The organism is Kitasatospora sp. NPDC093550, from assembly GCF_044764985.1.
Classification (GTDB): domain Bacteria; phylum Actinomycetota; class Actinomycetes; order Streptomycetales; family Streptomycetaceae; genus Kitasatospora.
Window position 1 is genome coordinate 70311 of the sequence record NZ_JBIWJF010000017.1, and the last position, 19733, is coordinate 90043.

The following is a 19733-nucleotide window of genomic DNA, read 5'->3' on the forward strand; positions in this document are numbered from 1 at the left end:
AGGAGAGAAACACCATGTCCAAGCCCCTGCCGACCTCCGTCCGCACCCACGTCACCGCGCTGCGCGCGCTGCTGGTGCTGACCGTGATCCTCGGAGTCGCCTACCCGCTGCTGGTCACCGGCATCTCCCAGGTGGCCTTCAGCGACAAGGCCAACGGCTCGATCGTGAAGGCCGACGGCAAGGAGGTCGGGTCCAGCCTGCTGGGCCAGAACTTCAACCTGCCCAAGGCCAACCCGGACGACCCGAAGGAGGAGGCCAAGCCGGACCCGAAGTGGTTCCAGCCCCGCCCCTCCGCCGCCGGGACCGGCTACGACGCCTCCTCCTCCGGCGCCTCCAACCAGGGCCCCAACAGCGAGGACCTGCTGAAGGCCGTCAACGACCGTCGCGCCGCCGTCGCCGAGTTCGACGGCGTCGATCCGGCGAGCGTGCCGGCCGACGCGCTGACCGCCTCCGGCTCCGGCCTCGACCCGGACATCTCCAAGGCCTACGCCAAGGAGCAGGTCAACCGCGTCGCCAAGGCCCGCAACCTGCCGGCGGAGAAGGTGAACCAGCTGGTCGACACGTACACCGAGAGCCGTTCGGCCGGCTTCCTCGGCAACGAGGCGGTCAACGTCGTCCTGCTCAACAAGGCTCTCGGCGAGCAGAAGTGACGATACGTCAGGCAGCAGAGTGACCGGGCCGGCCCGGGTGCGGGAGACGTCCTCCCGCACCCGGGCCGGCCCCGACCCGTGTCCGCGCGTACGCCCCCCGAGGGGCGCCCGACCCACGATGGAAAGAGCAGTGGCCATGGCCCGCGACCTCACCCCCGGCGCCGGCATCCGCGGCGGCCGGCTGAGGGTGTACCTCGGCTCCGCGCCGGGGGTCGGCAAGACCTACCGGATGCTGGACGAGGCCCGGCGCAGACAGGAGCGCGGGTCGGACGTCGTGGTCGGGTACATCGAGTGCCACGGCCGGCGCCGCACCGAGGACATGCTGGCCGGCCTGGAGGTCCTGCCGAGGGCCCACCGCTCCTACCGGGACGCCGAGTTCGAGGAGATGGACCTCGACGCGGTGCTCGCCCGCCGCCCGTCCGTCGTCCTGGTCGACGAACTGGCGCACACCAACATCCCCGGCGGCCGGCACGCCAAGCGCTGGCAGGACGTCGAGGAACTGCTCGCCGCCGGGATCGACGTCATCACCACCGTCAACATCCAGCACCTGGAATCGCTGAACGACGTCGTCCGGAAGATCACCGGCATCCCCCAGCGCGAGACCGTCCCGGACGAGGTGGTCCGCCGGGCCGACCAGATCGAGCTCGTCGACATGGCCCCGCAGGCGCTGCGCCGGCGGATGGCCCACGGCAACGTCTACAAGGCGGAGAAGGTGGACGCCGCGCTCTCCAACTACTTCCGGGTCGGCAACCTCACCGCCCTGCGCGAACTCGCCCTGCTCTGGGTCGCCGGGCGGGTCGACGAGGGACTGCGCGACTACCGGGCCAGCCACAAGATCGACCGGGTCTGGGAGACCCGGGAGCGCGTCGTGGTCGCCCTCACCGGCGGCCCCGAGGGCGAGACCCTGATCCGCCGCGCCGCCCGGATCGCCGACCGCACGGCCGGCGGCGAGCTGCTGGCCGTCCACGTCTCCCGCAGCGACGGCCTGGCCGGGGCCTCCTCCGGCGCGCTCGCCCAGCAGCGGCAGCTCGTGGAGACCCTCGGCGGCAGCTACCACGTGGTGATCGGCGACGACGTCCCCACCGCGCTGCTCGCCTTCGCCCGCGCCCACGACGCCACCCAGCTGGTGCTCGGCACCAGCCGCCGCGGCCGGATCAACCGCTTCCTCACCGGCCCCGGCACCGGGCAGACCACCGTGGACGCCTCCGAGGACATCGACGTCCACATGGTCACCCACGAGTTCACCGGCCGCGGCCGACTGCCCGCGCTCGGCCGCCGCCACTCCCGGCGCCGCACCGTCCTCGGCTACGCGGCCGGCCTCGCCCTGCCCTGGCTGCTCACCGCCGCGCTCTCCCAGGCGCACCACCGGATCAACCTCACCACCGACGCGCTGATCTTCCAGCTCGGCGTGGTCATCGTCGCCCTGCTCGGCGGCGCGATGTCCGCCCTGGTGGCCGCGCTCGTCGCCTCCGTGCTGCTGAACTACTACTTCATCCCGCCGATCCACAGCCTGACCATCGGCGAGACCAACAACATCGTCGCCCTGGTGGTCTTCGCCGCCATCGCGCTCGCCGTCTCCACCGTGGTCGACCACGCCGGCCGGCTCACCGCCCGGGCCGCCCGCGCCACCGCCGAGGCCGAGACCCTCTCCACCCTGGCGGGCAGCGTGCTGCGCGGCGCCGACGCGCTGCCCGCCCTGCTGGAGAAGTCCCGGACGGCCTTCGGCATGGGGGCGGTCGCGCTGCTCTCCCGCACCGACGGCGAGGTGCTCGCGCACAGCGAGGGCGAGCACCAGGACGACGGCCCGCAGGAGACCACCGAGGTGCCGGTCGGCGCGGACGCCGTCCTGGTGCTCACCGGCCGCCGGCTGCCCGCCGCCGACCAGCGCGTGCTCACCGCCTTCGCCGCCCACGTCGCCGCCGCCCTGGAACGCGACCGGCTGGCCGTGGTCGCCGCCGAGGTCGAGCCGATCAAGGCCGCCGACCGGATGCGCACCGCCCTGCTCGCCGCCGTCAGCCACGACCTGCGCACCCCGCTCGCCGCCGCCCGCGCCTCGGTCGGCTCGCTGCGCAGCCCCGACGTCGAGTTCTCGCCCGAGGACCAGGCCGAACTCCTCGCCACCGCCGACGAATCCCTGGTCAAGCTCACCCGGCTGGTCGACAACCTGCTCGACATGAGCCGCCTCCAGGCCGGCGCCCTCACCCTGCACCTCACCGAGACCCACCTGGACGAGATCCTGCCCCGGGCGCTCGACAGCCTCCCCGACCCCTACGCACCGGTCCAGCCGCTCGACCTCGACACCGCCCCGGCGGTGCTCGCCGACCCCCCGCTGCTGGAACGCGTGCTCGCCAACGTCATCACCAACGCGCTGCGCCACAACGCCCCCGGCGCACCCGTCCTGGTCACGGCCAGCCACCACGCCGAGCAGGTCGAGATCCGGGTGATCGACCGCGGCCCCGGCATCGCCCCCGAGGACCGCGACCGGGTCTTCCTGCCCTTCCAGCGCCTCGGCGACACCGACAACACCACCGGCGTCGGCCTCGGCCTCGCGCTCTCCCGCGGCCTCGCCGAGGCCATGGGCGGCAGCCTGGAGGTCGAGGACACCCCCGGCGGCGGAACCACGATGCTGCTCACCCTGCCAGCCGCGACCCGGGAGGAGCCTCCGGCGCATGAGTGAAATCCTGATCGTCGACGACGAACCGGCCCTACTGCGCACCCTGCGGATCAACCTCAGCGCCCGGCACTACGCCGTCCGCACCGCCGCCAGCGGCGGCGAGGCGCTCGACCGCGCCGCGCACGCGCTCCCGGACGCCGTCCTGCTCGACCTCGGCCTGCCCGACCTCGACGGCATGGACGTGCTGCGCGGCCTGCGCACCCACAGCGCGATGCCGATCATCGTGCTCTCCGGCCGGAGCGACGCCGCCGACAAGGTCGGCGCCCTGGACGCGGGCGCCGACGACTACCTCACCAAACCGTTCCTGATGGACGAACTGCTGGCCCGGCTGCGCGCCGTGCTGCGCCGACCGCTGGGCGGCGTCCCGCCGGCCCGGCCGGTGATCGGCGACCACACCGTGGACCTCGCCGCCACCACGGTGAGCGGCCCCGCCGGCGCCGTACGGCTCACCCCGACCGAGTGGCGGATCCTCGCTCTGCTGCTCGCCAACCCCGGTCGGCTGGTGCCCGGGCGGCAGATCCTGCGCGAGGTGTGGGGACCGGCCCAGGAGGGGCGCGGCAACTACCTGCGGGTCTACCTCGCAGGGCTGCGCCGCAAGCTGGAGCGCGACCCGGCCCGGCCGCGGCACCTGATCACCGAGCCGGGGATCGGGTACCGCTACGTGCCGTAGCCGCCCGGGCGCCCGGTGCGTCAACGAGCCGTCAAGAGCCGTGCCGGACACGACAGGAGGCCGTCAAGGGCGGCCGGGCGCGGTGTTCCGTGGGCGTAGCGTCGGTACCGAACCGGGCGGGTCCTGCTCCGTGTGGGGGAGACCAGGGGCCGCTCACGCCGCCGTCGAACGGCGGCCGGCAGGTGGGGGAGGGGCGCGCGGCCTTGTGCCGCGCGCCCCTTTTGTCCGTCTCGTTCTGCCCGTGCGCCTTCGCCCGTGCGCCTTGGCCCGTACGCCTTCGGCCGTACGCCCCGCGGCCCGTGCGGCCGGGACCGTACGGCTCAGTCCTCCGTGCTCCCGGACTGCCGCGGCAGCGCCAGCGCCACGGTGTCCGCGAACTCCCGTACCGCGCTGGTCCGGCTGACCACCCGGCCGCTGTGCACCACCAGCCGGCTGTGCCCGCCCGCGAGCGCCCCGGCCAGGCTGTCACCGCGCACCGCCAACAGCTCCGCCGGGAACCCGGCGTCCACCCGGACCGGTGGCAGCCCGAGCGCGGCCCGGGCCTGGTTGGCGACCGCGTCGTACGCCGCCTCCGGGTCCAACTCGCCGCCCGCCGCCAGCAGGTACGCCGACTCCAGCGGATCCGCCCGGCCGACCGGATTGGACGGGTCGCGCAGCGCCCCGCTGCCGGCCGCCAGCGGCACCCGTGCCGCCGCCAACTCCCGCAGCAGGCCCGGCCGCAGGCCCACCGCCCGGCCCTCCAGGCCGGCGCAGCCGCCGTTCTGCGGCAGGCAGACCACCCGCACCCCGCTGGTCGCCAGCACCGTCGACGCGCCCCGGGCCAGCGCGCCGCACGGTCCGAGCGTCACCCGCGGCCGGAGCGGGGCCAAGGCGCCCGCCAGCCGGGCGAGTTGGGGCGCGTCGGCGGCGGTGGTGTGCAGGTCCACCGGGCAGTCCGCCTCCCGGGCGGCCTCCAGCAGCAGCTGGACGTACCCGGCCGGGTCCGGGTCCAACTCCGGGCAGCCGCCGGCCGCCGTGGCGCCCAGTTTGAGCGCCTCGCGCAGCTGTGCCCGGCCGTCCGCGCCGGCCCGGCCGGTGAGCAGCCGGGGCATCGCCACCGCCTGCAGCTCGGCCAGCCCGCGCAGCGCCTGCCGGGCCGTGAGCACCGCCTCCAGTCGGCGCAGCCCGTGCACGTCGCCGATCCGGACGTGGGTGCGCTGGGCGGTGGCGCCGTAGCCGAGCGAGGTGAGCGCGGCCTCGGTGACCCGGCGGGTGAGGTCGGTCTGGGTGTCCGGCGGCGGGGCGGGCAGGGCGGCGGAGAAGGCGGTGTCGTAGTGGGCGTGGGCCTCGGCGGGGGCCGGGAGCAGCAGATAGCCCTTGAGGTCGATCCGGGCGCCGGTGGTGACGGTGGGCGCGCCCGGCAGGGCGGGCAGCGGGCCGAGGCTGCCGACGGTGCCGACGGCCTGGATCCGGTCGCCGCTGATCCGGACGTCCACCACCCGCCCGTCGGCCAGCCGGGCGCCGGTGAGCAGCAGGACCGGGCCGTGCCCGAGCGGGTTGGCCGCCGGGCCGGGCCCGTGGTGCGGCCCGTCGGCGGCTGGGCTGTCCATCGCCGGCCCCCTCTCGCGCCGCCCGTGCGGTCGGCCAGTCGATCCCGATCAACCCGGTCAATGAGGGTCGAGCCTATGGCGCGTGGGGGCGGGGCGCCGGGAGGCGGGCAATAGTCGTATCGGGTCGGGCCGCACGGCTCGCGGGCCGATCGAACGCCCTGCCTTGGATCGCTCGTCCGTGCACCTCGCCCACCTGCGGTCTTCGCCGCGGGATACGGATTTCACCTCCGGGCGCGAAACGTGTAATCTCTTCCTCGTTCGCCCCTATAGCTCAGTCGGTAGAGCGTCTCCATGGTAAGGAGAAGGTCTGCGGTTCGATTCCGCATGGGGGCTCTGGTGAGAAGCGGTCAGCTCCGGCTGTGCCGCGGATCACTGTGGCGGTGTAGCTCAGTTGGTAGAGCAAGCGGCTCATAATCGCTGTGTCACCGGTTCAAGTCCGGTCACCGCTACCCCGCGTAGTCGGTCGGGAGATCGCACTCCCGGTCGGCTACTCTTGTTGTGTTCTTATTCGTTGTCCAAGGAAGGCACTCCCGTGGCTGCCACCGACGTCCGCCCGAAGATCACGCTGGCCTGCGTGGAGTGCAAGGAGCGGAACTACATCACCAAGAAGAACCGGCGTAACGACCCGGACCGTCTTGAGATGAAGAAGCACTGCCCCCGCTGCAACTCGCACACCGCGCACCGCGAGACCCGCTGACCCCCTCGCAGGGCATCGGGCCTGTGTGAATTCAGGTCTTCGACTCCGGGCCGCATCCCTCACGAGGGGTGTGGCCCGGAGTCTTTTTCGTACCCGTCCGCTTCGTATCCATCCGTGTTCCGAGGAGCTGCCATGGCACTCGACCCCTCCTTCATCGGGCGCAGTTACCCGCCCACCGAGCCGTACGAGGTCGGCCGGGAGAAGATCCGCGAGTTCGCGATCGCGATCGGCGACGCCAACCCGGCGTACACCGACGCGGAGGCGGCGAAGGCGCTGGGCCACCCGGACGTGATCGCCCCGCCGACCTTCCCGTTCGTGATCACCTACCGCGCGGCCGGCCAGGTCGTCGAGGACCCGGAGCTGGGGCTGGACTTCACCCGGGTCGTGCACGGTGACCAGAAGTTCGCCTACACCCGTCCGGTGCGGGCCGGCGACCGGCTCTCGGTCGAGGTGACCATCGACAACATCAAGTCGCTGGCGGGCAACGACGTGCTCACCGTGCGCGGCGAAGTGACGGACGCGACCGGCGAGCACGTGGTGACGTCGGTCATGACCCTGGTGGCCCGGGCCGCCGACGAGGCGGGGGAGTGAGCGCGATGGCGATCAGCTACGACGAGGTCGAGGTCGGCACCGAGCTGCCGGCGCAGTCCTTCCCGGTGACCCGCGACACACTGGTGCGCTACGCGGGCGCCTCGGGCGACTTCAACCCGATCCACTGGAACGAGAAGTTCGCCCTGGAGGTCGGCCTGCCGGACGTCATCGCGCACGGCATGTTCACCATGGCCGAGGCCGTCCGGGTGGTCACCGACTGGGTCGGCGACCCGGCCGCGGTGGTCGAGTACGGGGTGCGGTTCACCCGCCCGGTGCCGGTGCCGAACGACGGGGTCGGCGCGGTGATCGAGGTCTCGGCCAAGGTCGCCAAGAAGCTGGACGACCGCAAGGTGCAGGTCGACCTGCTGGCCACCACGGGCGGTCAGAAGGTCCTCGGGATGTCCCGGGCGGTCGTCCGGCTCGGCTGAGCCGCTGCTGCCGGCCGGTTCGCCGGCCCGGCCGCGACCGGGGCCGCCCAGGCGGAGCCCGGCCGCGGCCGGGTCTTGCGTAGGTAGTGATTGGCCACTAACTTGGAAGCATGGCGAGGTCGAGCATGCGGATGAGTGCGGAGGAGCGGCGCGAGAGCGTCGTCCGCGCGGCGATGATCGAGTTCGCCCGGGGTGGCTACCGGGGCACCTCGACCGAGGCGATCGCCCGCCGGGTGGGCGTCTCGCAGCCGTACCTGTTCCGGCTGTTCCCCGGCAAGCAGGCGATCTTCGAGGCGGCCGCCGAGCGCTGCGTCGAGGAGACCTGGCGGGTCTTCGACGAGGCCTCGGCCGGCCTGACCGGCGAGGCCGCCGCCGAGGCGATGTCCGCGGCGTACATGGGGCTGGTCGAGGACCGTGACCAGTTGATGATGCAGATGCAGCTGTACGTCTCGGTGTTCGCGGCCAGGGCGGCCGGCGAGGAGGAGATCGGGGAGGGCGCCCGGCGGCTGTGGGAGGGCCTGTTCGACCGGGTCAGGATCAGGATCGGCGGCGACATGAAGGACGCCACGCAGTTCTTCGCGTACGGGATGCTGATCAACACCCTGGTGGCCCTGGGCTATCCGCCGGACCACCGGATCTGGGGCGGCTTCGAGAACGCGTGCGAGCAGGCCGAGTAGTCGGGCCGCGCGGTGGTGCCGTGCGGCCTCTTTTTCGGCCCTTGAAAGTTATTGAGCAATAACTACCTGGACTTCGAAGAGCGGAACAACGAGAGGAAGTGGGGGAGTCATGACGGAGAAACCGGCCTTCGGCAGGACCGCGATCTGGACCCTGGTGATCGTCAGCGCGGCAAGCTTCATGGCCGCCCTGGACAACCTGGTGGTCACCACCGCACTGCCGTCGATCCGCGAGGAGCTCGGCGGCGGGCTGTCCGACCTCGAATGGACGGTCAGCGCCTACACCCTGAGCTTCGCCGTGCTGCTGATGTTCGGCGCGGCCCTCGGTGACCGCTTCGGCCGCCGCAGGATCTTCCTGATCGGCCTGGCGATCTTCACCGCGGGCTCCGCGGCGGCCGCCCTCTCCCCGGAGATCGGCGAGCTGATCGCCGCCCGGGCCGTCCAGGGTGTCGGTGCCGCGGTGATGATGCCGCTCACCCTCACCCTGCTGACCGCCGCCGTGCCCGAGGCCAAGCGCGGGCTGGCCTTCGGCATCTGGTCGGGCGTCAGCGGCCTCGCCGTCGCCGCCGGGCCGCTGATCGGCGGTTCGCTGACCGAGCACTTCTCCTGGCAGTGGATCTTCTGGGTGAACGTCCCGGTCGGCCTCGCCCTGCTGCCGCTCGCGTTCCTGCGCCTGCGCGAGAGCCGGGGCGCGGACCGGGCGCTGGATGTCCCCGGGACGGCCCTGGTCAGCCTGGGGATGTTCGGGGTGGTGCTCGGCCTGATCCGCGGCAACCCGGACGGCTGGACCAGCCCGCTGGTGCTCGGCGCCCTGATCGCCGGAGTCGCGCTGCTGGCCGCCTTCGTCTGGTACGAGCAGCGGGTGGCCGCCCACCCGATGCTGCCGATGCGGCTGTTCCGCAGCCGCACCTTCTCCGCCGTCAACGCCGCCAGTCTGCTGATGTACCTCGGGATGTTCGGCTCGATCTTCCTGATCAGCCAGTACCTCCAGGGCGTCGGCGGCTACAGCCCGCAGGAGGCCGGCGTCCGGATGCTGCCGTGGACCGCGATGCCGCTGCTGGTCTCGCCGATCGCGGGCATCGTCTCCGACCGGATCGGCGGCCGGCCGATCGTGGCCGCCGGGCTGGCGCTGCAGGCCCTCGGCCTGGGGCTGTTCGCCCTGGTCGTGGACGGCGGCTCGGGGTTCGACTACCCCGCCCAGATACCCGCGATCGTGATCTGCGGGATCGGCATGTCGCTCTACTTCGGCCCGACCGCCCAGCTGGTGATGGCGAGCGTCCGGCCGCAGGAGCAGGGCATCGCCTCCGGCGCCAACAACGCGCTGCGCGAGGTCGGCGGGGCGCTCGGGGTCGCCACGCTCTCGGCGGTCTTCTCGGCCCAGGGCGGCTACCAGTCGGCGCGGGCCTTCACGGACGGGCTGGTGCCCGCGCTCTACGTCGGCGCGCTGGCGGTCGCGGCCGGGGCGGTCGCCGCGGTGATCATCCCGCGTCGGCGCACGGCCGCAGCCGCGTCCGCGGCGGGGCGGTCGGCGGCGGACCGGGCCGAAGCCGCCCGGGTGTGAGCCGGTGCGCGGCGGGTGCGGGGGGAAGGGCGGCCGGGGGCCGTCCTTCCCCCCGTACGCTGGTGGGCGTGCTGGTAGAAAACGACGCCCCCCTCGCCCCGCTGACCACGCTCCGGCTCGGCGGCCCGGCCCGCCGCCTGGTGACCGCCCACACCGACGACGAGGTGATCGCCGCCGTGCGCGAGGCCGACGCGGCCGGCGAGCCGCTGCTGGTCCTCGGCGGCGGCTCCAACCTGGTGATCGGTGACGCCGGCTTCCCCGGCACCGTGCTGCGGATCGCCACCGCCGGCTTCGCCCTGGACGGCACCGGGCTGGAGCTGGCCGCCGGCGAGGTGTGGTCGGAGGCGGTCACCCGGGCGGTGCGCGAGCACGGCCTGGCCGGCATCGAGTTCCTGGCCGGCATCCCCGGCTCGGCCGGCGCCACCCCGGTGCAGAACGTCGGTGCGTACGGCCAGGAGGTCGCCCAGACGATCACCGAGGTGGTCGCCTACGACCGCGCGGCCGGCGAGGTGGTCACCCTCGCGAACGCCGAGTGCGCGTTCTCCTACCGGCACAGCCGCTTCAAGGCCGAGCCGGACCGCTACGTGGTGCTGCGGGTCCGGTTCGCGCTGGCGGACCACGGCGGGCTCTCCAGCCCGGTCAAGTACGCCGAGGTGGCCAAGCACTTCGGCGTCGGGCAGGACGAGCGGGTGCCGCTGGCCGAGGCCTACGAGGCGGTGCTGCGCCTGCGGGCCGGCAAGGGCATGGTGCTGGACCCGGCGGACCACGACACCTGGTCGGCGGGCTCCTTCTTCACCAACCCGGTGCTCACCGCCGCGCAGTACGAGTCCTTCCGCACCCGCCCGGGCACCGAGAACGCCCCCGCCTACCCGGCCCCGGACGGCGGAACCAAGACCTCGGCGGCCTGGCTGATCGACAAGGCCGGGTTCGGCAAGGGCTACGGCAGCGGCCCGGCGACCCTCTCCACCAAGCACACCCTGGCGCTCACCAACCGCGGCTCGGCCACCGCCGAGGACCTGCTGGCCCTGGCCCGGGAGATCCGGGACGGGGTCCGCGAGGCCTTCGGGGTGGAGCTGGTGAACGAGCCGGTGATGGTGGGCGTCGCGCTCTAGTCGCGGTTCCGGTCGTGGTTCCGCCCGCGGCTCGGAGCCCGGGAGCCCGGCAGCTCAGGAGCTCGTGCCCGCGGCGGCGGTGACGGGTGCGTCCGCGGGGGCGTGCCCGTTCGCCAGCCAGGCGTCGATGTCCGCCAGCAGCTCCTTGCGGACGGCCTCCGGCGCGACCGAGCCGCGCACCGACTGCCGTGCCAGCTCGGCGAGTTCGGCGTCGCTGAAGCCCAGGACGTCCCGGGCCAGGTCGTACTGGGCGGCCAGCCGGCTGCCGAACAGCAGCGGGTCGTCGGCGCCGAGCGCCAGCGGCACCCCGGCGTCGAAGAGCTTGCGCAGCGGGACCTCCTCGGGGTTCTCGTAGACGCCGAGCGAGACGTTCGAGGACGGGCACACCTCGCAGGTGATCTGCCGGGCCGCCAGCCGCTCCATCAGCCGCGGGTCCTCGGCGGCCCGCACCCCGTGGCCGATCCGGCCGGCGTCCAGGTCGTCCAGGCAGTCCCGGACGGACTCCGGGCCGGCCAGCTCACCGCCGTGCGGGGCGGCCAGCAGCCCGCCCCTGCGGGCGATCGCGAAGGCCCGGTCGAAGTCCCGGGCGAGGCCGCGGCGCTCGTCGTTGGAGAGACCGAAGCCGACCACCCCGTGGTCGGCGTAGCGGACGGCCAGCCGGGCCAGCGTCCGGGCGTCCATCGGGGACTTCATCCGGTTGGCGGCGACCAGCACCCGGATGCCCACCCCGGTCGCCCCGGCGGCCTGCTCCACGGCGTCCAGGATCAGCTCCAGTGCGGGGATCAGCCCGCCCAGCCGGGGCGCGTACGAGGTCGGGTCGACCTGGATCTCCAGCCAGCGGGAGCCGTCGAGCCGCTCGTCCTGCGCGGTCTCCAGGACCAGCCGGCGGATGTCCTCCTCGTCCCGCAGCACCGAGCGGGCGGTGTCGTACAGGCGCTGGAAGCGGAACCAGCCGCGTTCGTCGGTGGCCCGCAGCTTCGGGGGCTCGCCGGAGCTGAGCGCCTCCGGCAGCCGGACGCCGTGCTTGTCGGCCAGCTCCAGCAGCGTGGCGGGCCGCATCGAGCCGGTGAAGTGCAGGTGCAGGTGGGCCTTCGGGAGGCCCCTGACGTCTCGCGGGATCAACAGGCGTTCCATTCACCGATACTGCCGTATGCGGCCCCCAAACGGGAACCGCCCTCTTTTCGTCCCCCGAAGGGGTGAAAGAGGGCGGTGTGCCGGGTGAATCCCGTATGTCGGCTTGACGTCACATGACGTCAGTCGCGGGCCTCGCCGAGCAGCTTCTGGATCCGGCTGACGCCCTCGACCAGGTCGGCGTCGCCGAGCGCGTAGGAGAGCCGCAGGTAGCCGGGGGTGCCGAAGGCCTCGCCCGGGACGACCGCGACCTCGGCCTCGTCCAGGATCAGGGCGGCCAGCTCGCCGGAGGTCTGCGGGCGCTTGCCGCGGATCTCCTTGCCCAGCAGGCCCTTCACCGACGGGTAGGCGTAGAAGGCGCCCTCGGGCTCGGGGCAGATGACGCCCTCGATCTCGTTGAGCATCCGGACGATGGTCTTGCGGCGGCGGTCGAAGGCCTCGCGCATCTCGGCGACGGCGTCCAGGTCGCCGGCGACGGCGGCCAGGGCGGCGCGCTGGGCGACGTTGGAGACGTTCGAGGTGGCGTGCGACTGCAGGTTGGTCGCGGCCTTGATGACGTCCTCGGGGCCGATCACCCAGCCCACCCGCCAGCCGGTCATCGCGTAGGTCTTGGCGACGCCGTTGACCACGATGCACTTGTCGGCCAGCTCGGGCAGCAGGGCCGGCAGCGAGGTGAACTCCGCGTCGCCGTAGACCAGGTGCTCGTAGATCTCGTCGGTGAGCACCCACAGTCCGTGCTCCAGCGCCCAGCGGCCGATCGCCTCGGCCTCGGCCCGGGTGTACACCGCGCCGGTCGGGTTGGACGGCGAGACGAACAGCACCACCTTGGTGTTCTCGGTGCGGGCGGCCTCCAGCTGCTCGACCGAGACCTTGTAGCCGGTGGTCTCGTCCGCCACGACCTCCACCGGGACACCGCCGGCCAGCTGGATCGACTCCGGGTAGGTGGTCCAGTACGGGGCCGGGACGATGACCTCGTCGCCCGGGTCCAGGATCGCCGCGAAGGCCTCGTAGATCGCCTGCTTGCCGCCGTTGGTCACCAGCACCTGGGAAGCGTCCACCTGGTAGCCGGAGTCGCGCAGCGTCTTGGCGGCGATCGCGGCCTTCAGCTCGGGCAGGCCACCCGCCGGGGTGTAACGGTGGTTCTTGGGGTCGCGGCAGGCCTCGACGGCCGCCTCGACGATGTAGCCCGGCGTCGGGAAGTCGGGCTCGCCGGCGCCGAAGCCGATCACCGGGCGGCCGGCGGCCTTGAGGGCCTTGGCCTTGGCGTCCACGGCGAGGGTCGCGGACTCGGCGATCGCGCCGATCCGGGCGGACACCCGGCGGTCGGCGGGGCGGAGGGACTGGTCGGGCTGCGGGGTGGAAGCGCTCATGCCTGCATCGTCGCAGAACCGGGACGGACCGGGCATCGGGGTTCCAGTATCCGTACGGGCCCGTCCGCATCCCGGCGCCCGGCGATCCGCCGGTGGGCGCGCCCGCGGACCGCACATCCGCCGGGCGACCGGTCGTCCCGGAAGAAGAGGTTCGACCAAACACCCCTCGACCACGTACACTCGCTGCTCGACGGCCCGCCGAAAAGAACCGGAGCTTTCACCGCCTGTGCAGACAGCGGGGAGAGATGCGGTAGGTTGGTCGACACCGGAGCCGCGAGGCACCGTAGGGCAATAGCTCAATTGGTAGAGCACCGGTCTCCAAAACCGGCGGTTGGGGGTTCGAGTCCCTCTTGCCCTGCTGCTAGATCCGTTCCAGCCCGTTCGCTCCACAGAGCGAGCGGGCTTGATGCGGAGATGGCACCGATCAGCACCGCTACGCCGGCTGGTCGTGCCCCACCGGGTGCGCGGCGAAGTTCGGCAGGACCCGGATTCAGGTGAGGACGAGTGACGGAGACCACGGGCTCCACCGCAACGCCTGAGAGCGGCAACCCCGAGGGTGCCGACGGCGCTGCCGAGACCACGCCTGTCGAGGGCGAGGAGAAGGCGCTGTCGCGCCGCGACCGCAAGCGGGCCAACCGCTCCGGTGACAAGAAGTCGGGCAAGCGGGCCAAGAAGGGCCTGTTCGCCCGCATGGGGCTGTTCTACCGCCAGATCATCGCCGAACTGCGCAAGGTCGTCTGGCCCACCCGGAGCGAGCTCACCAACTACACCACCGTCGTGGTCGTGTTCGTCGTGGTCGTGATGGCCTTCGTGGCCGGTCTGGACTACGGCTTCTCCAAGCTGAGCCTCTGGATCTTCGGCTGACGCGGCCGACCACCTTCGAAACAGCATCCCGACCCGGGCCGACCTTCGGCCCGGGTCGAGCTGTCGGTGGCGGACGTACGCGCCGTTACCGTGGACTCGGTACTGTTGAAGTCTCCGAGACCTCGCCAGGCGCCCGCGTCAGCGGCAGCGTGCCGGGTCCGGTTTCGGAGCGCGCCACCTTCACCATCTCCAGGAAAGAAGCAGCCACCGTGTCTGAGTCCCCCCTGTACGACGCCGACGAGACCGTCCGCGAGGCGGATGTCGCCGCCGAGCTGGACGCGGCCGAGCTGGCTGACGACACCGAGTCCGCCGAGCAGATCGTCGACGCCGCGGACAGCGACGAGGACGAGGTCGAGGCGTACGACGAGGCCGAGGCCGGCGAGCCCGCCGAGGAGTCCGCGCTGCACGTGGAGGGCGAGGACGTCGAGGCCGCCGCCGAGGAGACCGAGGCCGAAGAGGTCGAGGAGACCGAGGAGGCCGAGGAGGTCGACCCGGTCGCCAAGTTCCGCGAGGACCTGCGCTTCATGCCGGGCGAGTGGTACGTGATCCACACCTACGCCGGCTACGAGAACCGGGTGAAGCAGAACCTGGAGCAGCGCGCCGTCTCGCTGAACGTCGAGGAGTACATCTTCCAGGCCGAGGTGCCGCAGGAGGAGGTCGTCCAGATCAAGAACGGCGACCGCAAGACCATCCGCCAGAACAAGCTCCCCGGCTACGTCCTGGTCCGCATGGACCTCACCCCGGAGTCCTGGGGCGTCGTGCGCAACACCCCCGGTGTCACCGGCTTCGTCGGCAACGCCTACGACCCGTACCCGCTGACCCTGGACGAGGTCGTCAAGATGCTCGCCCCGGACGTGGAGCGCCAGGCCGCCAAGGAGGCCGGCAAGGCCTCGCCGGTCCGCCCGGTCGAGGTCCAGGTGCTGGACTTCGAGGTCGGCGACTCGGTCACCGTCACCGACGGCCCGTTCGCGACCCTGCAGGCGACCATCAACGAGATCAACCCCGACTCGAAGAAGGTCAAGGGCCTGGTCGAGATCTTCGGCCGGGAGACCCCGGTCGAGCTCTCCTTCGACCAGATCCAGAAGAACTAACACGGTCTTCGGATCCGGGGCGGGGCCGAGGCCCCGCCCCGGATCCGTTTTGGTCCAGCGGCGCGAACGCGTTAGCCTGGTCCGATGTGTGTGCTGGCGGCCGGGTGTCGCCCCGGTTCCGCACGCACCAGCAATCACCTCTCGGAAGGACCCGGAGAGACATGCCTCCCAAGAAGAAGAAGGTCACGGGGCTTATCAAGCTCCAGATCAACGCCGGTGCGGCCAACCCGGCGCCGCCGGTCGGCCCCGCGCTGGGTCAGCACGGCGTCAACATCATGGAGTTCTGCAAGGCCTACAACGCTGCGACCGAGTCGCAGCGCGGCATGATCGTGCCGGTGGAGATCACGGTCTACGAGGACCGTTCCTTCACCTTCATCACGAAGACGCCGCCGGCCGCGCGCCTCATCCTGAAGGCCGCCGGTATCGAGAAGGGCTCCAGCGAGCCGCACAAGACCAAGGTCGCGAAGCTCACCAGCGCCCAGGTCCGCGAGATCGCCACCACCAAGATGCCCGACCTCAACGCCAACGACCTGGACGCGGCGGAGAAGATCATCGCCGGCACCGCCCGGTCGATGGGCATCACGGTCGAGGGCTGATCAGCCTTCCCCGTCCCGCCAGGGACATACCGGCTCAGCCGTTCCCGTGGTAGGGCCTGCGCAGGCCCGTTGACTACCACAACTCCAATCACCATTCAGGAGCAGCAGTGAAGCGCAGCAAGGCTCTGAAGGCCGCGGACGCCAAGGTCGACCGCGAGCGCCTCTACGCCCCCCTCGAGGCCGTCCGCCTCGCCAAGGCGACCAGCACCACCAAGTTCGACGGCACCGTCGAGGTCGCCATGCGTCTGGGTGTCGACCCGCGCAAGGCCGACCAGATGGTCCGCAGCACCGTGATCCTCCCGCACGGCACCGGTAAGACCGCTCGGGTCCTGGTCTTCGCGACCGGCGAGCGTGCCGAGGCCGCGCGTGCTGCGGGTGCCGACATCGTCGGTGCCGACGAGCTGATCGACGAGGTCGCGAAGGGCAAGCTGGACTTCGACGCCGTCGTCGCCACCCCGGACCTCATGGGCAAGGTCGGCCGCCTCGGCCGCGTGCTCGGTCCCCGTGGTCTGATGCCGAACCCGAAGACCGGCACCGTGACCCCGGACGTCGCCAAGGCTGTCAACGACATCAAGGGCGGCAAGATCGAGTTCCGCGTCGACAAGCACTCGAACCTGCACTTCATCATCGGTAAGGCCTCCTTCACCGACGAGCAGCTGGTCGAGAACTACGCCGCCGCGCTGGACGAGGTGCTCCGCGCCAAGCCGTCCGCCGCCAAGGGCCGCTACATCAAGAAGACCGCGTTCTCGACCACCATGGGCCCCGGCATCCAGGTGGACCCGAACCGCACCCGCAACCTCCTCGTCGAGGAGGACCCGGCCGCGGTCTGAGCCCCAGTGCTCTAGAGCAGTCCGTACGACGGGCCCGTACCCCCTTCACCGGGGGTGCGGGCCCGTCGTCGTTCCCGTTGCAGGATCGGGACCGGCCCGGATGGGAACGGATGACCGAGTCGTCGTACGCTCGGGCGGTCAGCCCACCGGAGAACCCGTGACCGCCGGAGCGCACCGTGCTGCCCACCTCCCGCTCCGCCGCCGTCGCGGCGGTCCTGCTGGTGCTCGTCGCCGGCACCGGCTGCAGCCTGCTGGCCGCCCCGGACACCCGCACCCCCGGCACCCCCGCCCCGGTGCCGCCCAAGCAGGTGGTGCTCAAGGCCGCGCAGGCGCTGGACGACGCGGGCGGCGCCCGGATCGACGTGGTCCGGGAGGGGCCGGAGGGCCGGCGCACCGCGAGCGGCACGCTGGTCTGGGGCGCCCAGGACGAGGCCGCGCTGACCGTCACCGACGAGGCGGGCACCGGACAGCTGACGCTGAAGGACGGCGCGATCGACCTCGCGTACCAGGGCGGCGCGACCGAGCACGCCGACCGGTCCACCGCCGAGTCACTGGACCCGCAGGCCGCCCCCGGGCCGGACGGCTACGCGGGCGGCTGGACGACCGCGCTGGTCACCAACCCGGGCAGCCGTGCCTACGCCGTCGCCCAGAACGTCCCGCTGGTGTCGCTCGGCGGCGAGGAGCTGGCCGGCACGACCGTCGCGCACTACCGGGGCTCCGCGCCGGTGGACGGGTTCTTCGGCGCGGACCAGGAGCTGACCCCGCAGCGGCGCGCCGCCACGGTCGACTGGTACCGGCGGCGCGGGGTGACGACGATCGCGTTCGACGTCTGGGTCGGCCCCGGCGAGCGGCTGCTGAGGCTGCGTGAGACGGTCCGCGGGAGCGCCGGAACCACCGTGACCACGACGGACGTCCCCTCCGTCGGGACGGCGGCCGCGACGCCCGCGGCGGGCGGCTGACGGCGGGCCCGGCATCCGCCGCGTGACCGCCGCGGCGATCCGTTAGAGTCCGCCCTGGAAAGATCCGGGAGGAGTCGGAGAGCCGGCTGTGCCACGGATCGCATCGGATCTCACGGGGGGTACTTCCATGCGCGCTGTTCGGCTCGCCTCGGTGGTCGTGACGACGGCCGTCCTGCTCGGTGCGGCCACCGCCTGCAGCAGCGGGGCCAAGGGCGGCAACGACGCCAAGGGGGGCGACGCCAAGGGCGGCGACCCGATCGCGGCGGCGCTGACCGGGGACCCGAAGGCGGCCCTGACCGCCGCCGCGCTGGTGATGCAGAAGGCCGGAAACGGCAAGGTCAGCATGGTGGCCCCGGACGACTCCAAGGGCGGCGGCACCGGGGACGCGGACTGGAAGGACCCGGCGAAGGTCTCCGTGGACCTGGTCGGCGACATGGGGGGCAAGAAGCTCAAGATCCGGGTGGTCGGCCCGGACGCCTACCTCGGCGGCGACGAGGCGGCGCCGGCCCTGGGCGGCAAGCACTGGGTCAAGATGCCCGCCGGGAACGAGGCCGGCGACGCCTTCCGCGCGGTCGGCCAGATGCTGAACCCGGTCCTCGTGCTCACCGTCGCGGCCCAGAGCGGCAAGCTCTCCAAGGTCGGCCAGGAGAGCCAGGGCGGCGTGCAGACCACCCACCTGCGCGCGGTCGAGGACACCTCCGCGCTGGTGGCCGGGATGTCGGCGCTCCCCGAGGCCCAGCGCAAGGCCGTCCAGAAGACGCTGGAGGAGGACGGCAAGACCCTCACCTTCGACTTCTGGCTGAACGGCAAGCAGGAGCTCGTCCAGTACCAGGAGTACGGCGACACGAACGGCGAGAAGCAGGCCGTCACGGTCAAGTACTCGGACCTCGGCAAGGCGGCCGCGATCACCGCCCCCGCCGCCACCGACCTGGGCAACGAGGCCGACCTGCTCAAGCTGCTCGGCTGACCGGCCGACCCGCCGGACCCGCCCGGTGGCGGCGCGGCCCGACCGGAGGGCCGCCACCCGGCGGGCGGGGACGGGTGGCATGGTGGCCGGGGAGCGTGTGAGGAAGGGAACGGACGTGGCGGGACGGCAGCGGTTGGCGGCAGTGGCCGTCGTCGCCCTGCTGGTGAGCGGGCTGAGCGGCTGCGGCGGGGGAGCGGACGCCCCGGCCACGCCCTCCGGCAGCCCGACCCCGACCAGCGCCCCGCCCACCGGCGCCTCCCCGACCGGGCCGGCCAAGCCGACCGACCGTTCCCCGCACGGCGTGCTGCTCTCCGCCCAGCTGGCCATGCAGACCGCCCGCCGGGCCAAGGTCAGCTACCGGCTCGGCGCGGACGCCGGATCGGGTCCGCTGTTCTGGCAGCCCAAGACGGCGCTGCAGATCAAGCGCTCCACCCCGGCCGAGGCCGAGCAGCTGATCGTCGTGGACACCGTCGGCTACCAGGGCGGTGACGCCGCCACCGCGGCCCGCAACGGCGGTCGGCACTGGGAGCGCTTCACCGTCCCGCCGGACCGGGATGGCCGCAGGGAGATCCCGTACGCCGGGCTGATCGACCTGCTGAACCCGGTCGAGGCGCTCGCAGCCGCCGGGGCGGACGGGGTGGACGCCGCCTTCGTCGGCGAGGAGAAGTACGAGGACGCGACCGTCGAGCACTACCGGGTCACCACCACCGCCGAGAAGTACGCGGCCGCCCAGACCCAGCTGAGCCAGGCCCGCCGGGACGGCCTGCGGGCCGCGCTCGCGCCCGGCGGCTCGCTCTCGCTCACCCTGGACCTCTGGCTCAACGACAAGGACCAGCTGGTCCGGCTGCAGCGCACCGGCAACGGGGACAGCGGCCGGACGGACGACTCGGTGCTCTACACCGAGCTCGCCGGTGCCCTGCTCTCCGCCCAGGCGCCGGCCGAGACGGACACCGCGGACACCGGCGTGCGGACGGTCTCCCCGCTGGCCCGCTGAGCCCCGCCGACCCGGGCCCGGTGTTGCTCCGTCCGAGGGCGATTTGCACCTTGCGAACGCCTCCGGCTACTCTGGCCGAAGCCAAAGACCGCTGGTTGTCGCCGGGCGCCCGTGAGGGAGCCGGTGGCCGAAGGATCTGCGATTCGTCGCAGGCAGCCCGCGCAGGTGTGTCTGGAGCTTCGACTTCCGGGTTCGCGTTCACGCGAGGGCCCGTCGAGGTCGTCACGAGCCCCGTGCGCCTGCGCACCGGGGCTCATTGCATTTGCGCAGGAGCTTTCCTTCCCC

At 72.6% G+C, this 19733-nt stretch carries 19 protein-coding genes and 3 tRNA genes; 19 read left to right on the forward strand and 3 right to left on the reverse strand.

The window, feature by feature from the left end:
- The first annotated feature begins 14 nt into the window (after nt 1-14).
- The 3 genes from kdpC (at nt 15) to ACIRD3_RS25970 (ending at nt 3994) form a co-directional block, all read left to right on the forward strand.
- A complete protein-coding gene (gene kdpC, locus ACIRD3_RS25960; protein ID WP_402221052.1) occupies nt 15-650 on the forward strand; it encodes a potassium-transporting ATPase subunit KdpC in 636 nt (211 codons plus the stop codon).
- A 136-nt stretch (nt 651-786) separates the two neighbouring features.
- Nucleotides 787-3327: an ATP-binding protein gene (locus tag ACIRD3_RS25965; RefSeq protein WP_402221055.1), complete on the forward strand. Its 2541-nt coding sequence runs from the start codon at nt 787-789 to the stop codon at nt 3325-3327.
- On the forward strand, nt 3320-3994 hold the full coding sequence (locus tag ACIRD3_RS25970) for a response regulator (protein ID WP_402221057.1): 675 nt from the start codon (nt 3320-3322) through the stop codon (nt 3992-3994). Before ACIRD3_RS25965 ends, ACIRD3_RS25970 begins: the two co-directional genes overlap by 8 nt.
- Nucleotides 3995-4314: 320 nt before the next feature.
- Here the strand turns inward: ACIRD3_RS25970 and ACIRD3_RS25975 are convergent, their stop codons facing one another.
- Nucleotides 4315-5583, reverse strand: coding sequence for a hydrolase (locus tag ACIRD3_RS25975; RefSeq protein ID WP_402221060.1), 1269 nt, complete (start codon nt 5581-5583; stop codon nt 4315-4317).
- A 260-nt stretch (nt 5584-5843) separates the two neighbouring features.
- Here ACIRD3_RS25975 and ACIRD3_RS25980 point away from each other — a divergent pair.
- The 8 genes from ACIRD3_RS25980 to ACIRD3_RS26015 all read left to right on the forward strand — a co-directional run bounded on the left by ACIRD3_RS25980 (nt 5844) and on the right by ACIRD3_RS26015 (nt 10646).
- Nucleotides 5844-5916: transfer RNA gene (locus ACIRD3_RS25980), tRNA-Thr, on the forward strand.
- 43 nt (nt 5917-5959) lie between these two features.
- Nucleotides 5960-6032, forward strand: a tRNA-Met gene (locus tag ACIRD3_RS25985).
- An 83-nt stretch (nt 6033-6115) separates the two neighbouring features.
- Nucleotides 6116-6280, forward strand: coding sequence for a 50S ribosomal protein L33 (rpmG, locus tag ACIRD3_RS25990; protein WP_006604855.1), 165 nt, complete (start codon nt 6116-6118; stop codon nt 6278-6280).
- A 132-nt stretch (nt 6281-6412) separates the two neighbouring features.
- On the forward strand, nt 6413-6871 hold the full coding sequence (locus tag ACIRD3_RS25995) for a MaoC family dehydratase N-terminal domain-containing protein (RefSeq protein ID WP_402221063.1): 459 nt from the start codon (nt 6413-6415) through the stop codon (nt 6869-6871).
- Between the two features lie 5 nt (nt 6872-6876).
- On the forward strand, nt 6877-7299 hold the full coding sequence (locus ACIRD3_RS26000; protein ID WP_402221065.1) for a MaoC family dehydratase: 423 nt from the start codon (nt 6877-6879) through the stop codon (nt 7297-7299).
- Between the two features lie 110 nt (nt 7300-7409).
- Nucleotides 7410-7976, forward strand: coding sequence for a TetR/AcrR family transcriptional regulator (locus ACIRD3_RS26005; RefSeq protein WP_402221068.1), 567 nt, complete (start codon nt 7410-7412; stop codon nt 7974-7976).
- Nucleotides 7977-8085: 109 nt separating this feature from the next.
- Entirely contained in the window at nt 8086-9534 is a 1449-nt protein-coding gene (locus ACIRD3_RS26010; RefSeq protein WP_402221070.1) for an MFS transporter, read from the forward strand.
- Between the two features lie 68 nt (nt 9535-9602).
- Nucleotides 9603-10646, forward strand: coding sequence for a UDP-N-acetylmuramate dehydrogenase (locus ACIRD3_RS26015; RefSeq protein ID WP_402221073.1), 1044 nt, complete (start codon nt 9603-9605; stop codon nt 10644-10646).
- A gap of 54 nt (nt 10647-10700) precedes the next feature.
- Here ACIRD3_RS26015 and ACIRD3_RS26020 read toward each other — a convergent pair whose 3' ends face one another.
- Complete coding sequence (locus ACIRD3_RS26020) at nt 10701-11780, reverse strand: adenosine deaminase (protein ID WP_402221076.1); 1080 nt, start codon at nt 11778-11780, stop codon at nt 10701-10703.
- Between the two features lie 119 nt (nt 11781-11899).
- Nucleotides 11900-13147: a pyridoxal phosphate-dependent aminotransferase gene (locus ACIRD3_RS26025; protein WP_402221079.1), complete on the reverse strand. Its 1248-nt coding sequence runs from the start codon at nt 13145-13147 to the stop codon at nt 11900-11902.
- Nucleotides 13148-13432: 285 nt separating this feature from the next.
- Between ACIRD3_RS26025 and ACIRD3_RS26030 the strand changes: the two genes are divergently transcribed.
- The 8 genes from ACIRD3_RS26030 to ACIRD3_RS26065 all read left to right on the forward strand — a co-directional run bounded on the left by ACIRD3_RS26030 (nt 13433) and on the right by ACIRD3_RS26065 (nt 19448).
- Nucleotides 13433-13505 (forward strand) — tRNA-Trp (locus ACIRD3_RS26030).
- A gap of 248 nt (nt 13506-13753) precedes the next feature.
- On the forward strand, nt 13754-14011 hold the full coding sequence (secE, locus tag ACIRD3_RS26035) for a preprotein translocase subunit SecE (RefSeq protein WP_402221267.1): 258 nt from the start codon (nt 13754-13756) through the stop codon (nt 14009-14011).
- A 209-nt stretch (nt 14012-14220) separates the two neighbouring features.
- Nucleotides 14221-15102, forward strand: a complete 882-nt coding sequence (gene nusG / locus ACIRD3_RS26040) for a transcription termination/antitermination protein NusG (protein ID WP_402221082.1) — start codon at nt 14221-14223, stop codon at nt 15100-15102.
- Nucleotides 15103-15263: 161 nt separating this feature from the next.
- Entirely contained in the window at nt 15264-15698 is a 435-nt protein-coding gene (gene rplK, locus ACIRD3_RS26045) for a 50S ribosomal protein L11 (RefSeq protein ID WP_224278191.1), read from the forward strand.
- Between the two features lie 107 nt (nt 15699-15805).
- Complete coding sequence (gene rplA, locus ACIRD3_RS26050; protein WP_030290441.1) at nt 15806-16528, forward strand: 50S ribosomal protein L1; 723 nt, start codon at nt 15806-15808, stop codon at nt 16526-16528.
- 176 nt (nt 16529-16704) lie between these two features.
- A complete protein-coding gene (locus tag ACIRD3_RS26055) occupies nt 16705-17487 on the forward strand; it encodes a hypothetical protein (RefSeq protein WP_402221086.1) in 783 nt (260 codons plus the stop codon).
- A gap of 127 nt (nt 17488-17614) precedes the next feature.
- On the forward strand, nt 17615-18454 hold the full coding sequence (locus ACIRD3_RS26060) for a hypothetical protein (protein WP_402221089.1): 840 nt from the start codon (nt 17615-17617) through the stop codon (nt 18452-18454).
- A 115-nt stretch (nt 18455-18569) separates the two neighbouring features.
- The gene (locus ACIRD3_RS26065) at nt 18570-19448 is read left to right on the forward strand and encodes a hypothetical protein (protein ID WP_402221092.1); all 879 of its coding nucleotides are present in this window, start codon (nt 18570-18572) and stop codon (nt 19446-19448) included.
- The last annotated feature ends 285 nt before the right edge of the window (nt 19449-19733 follow it).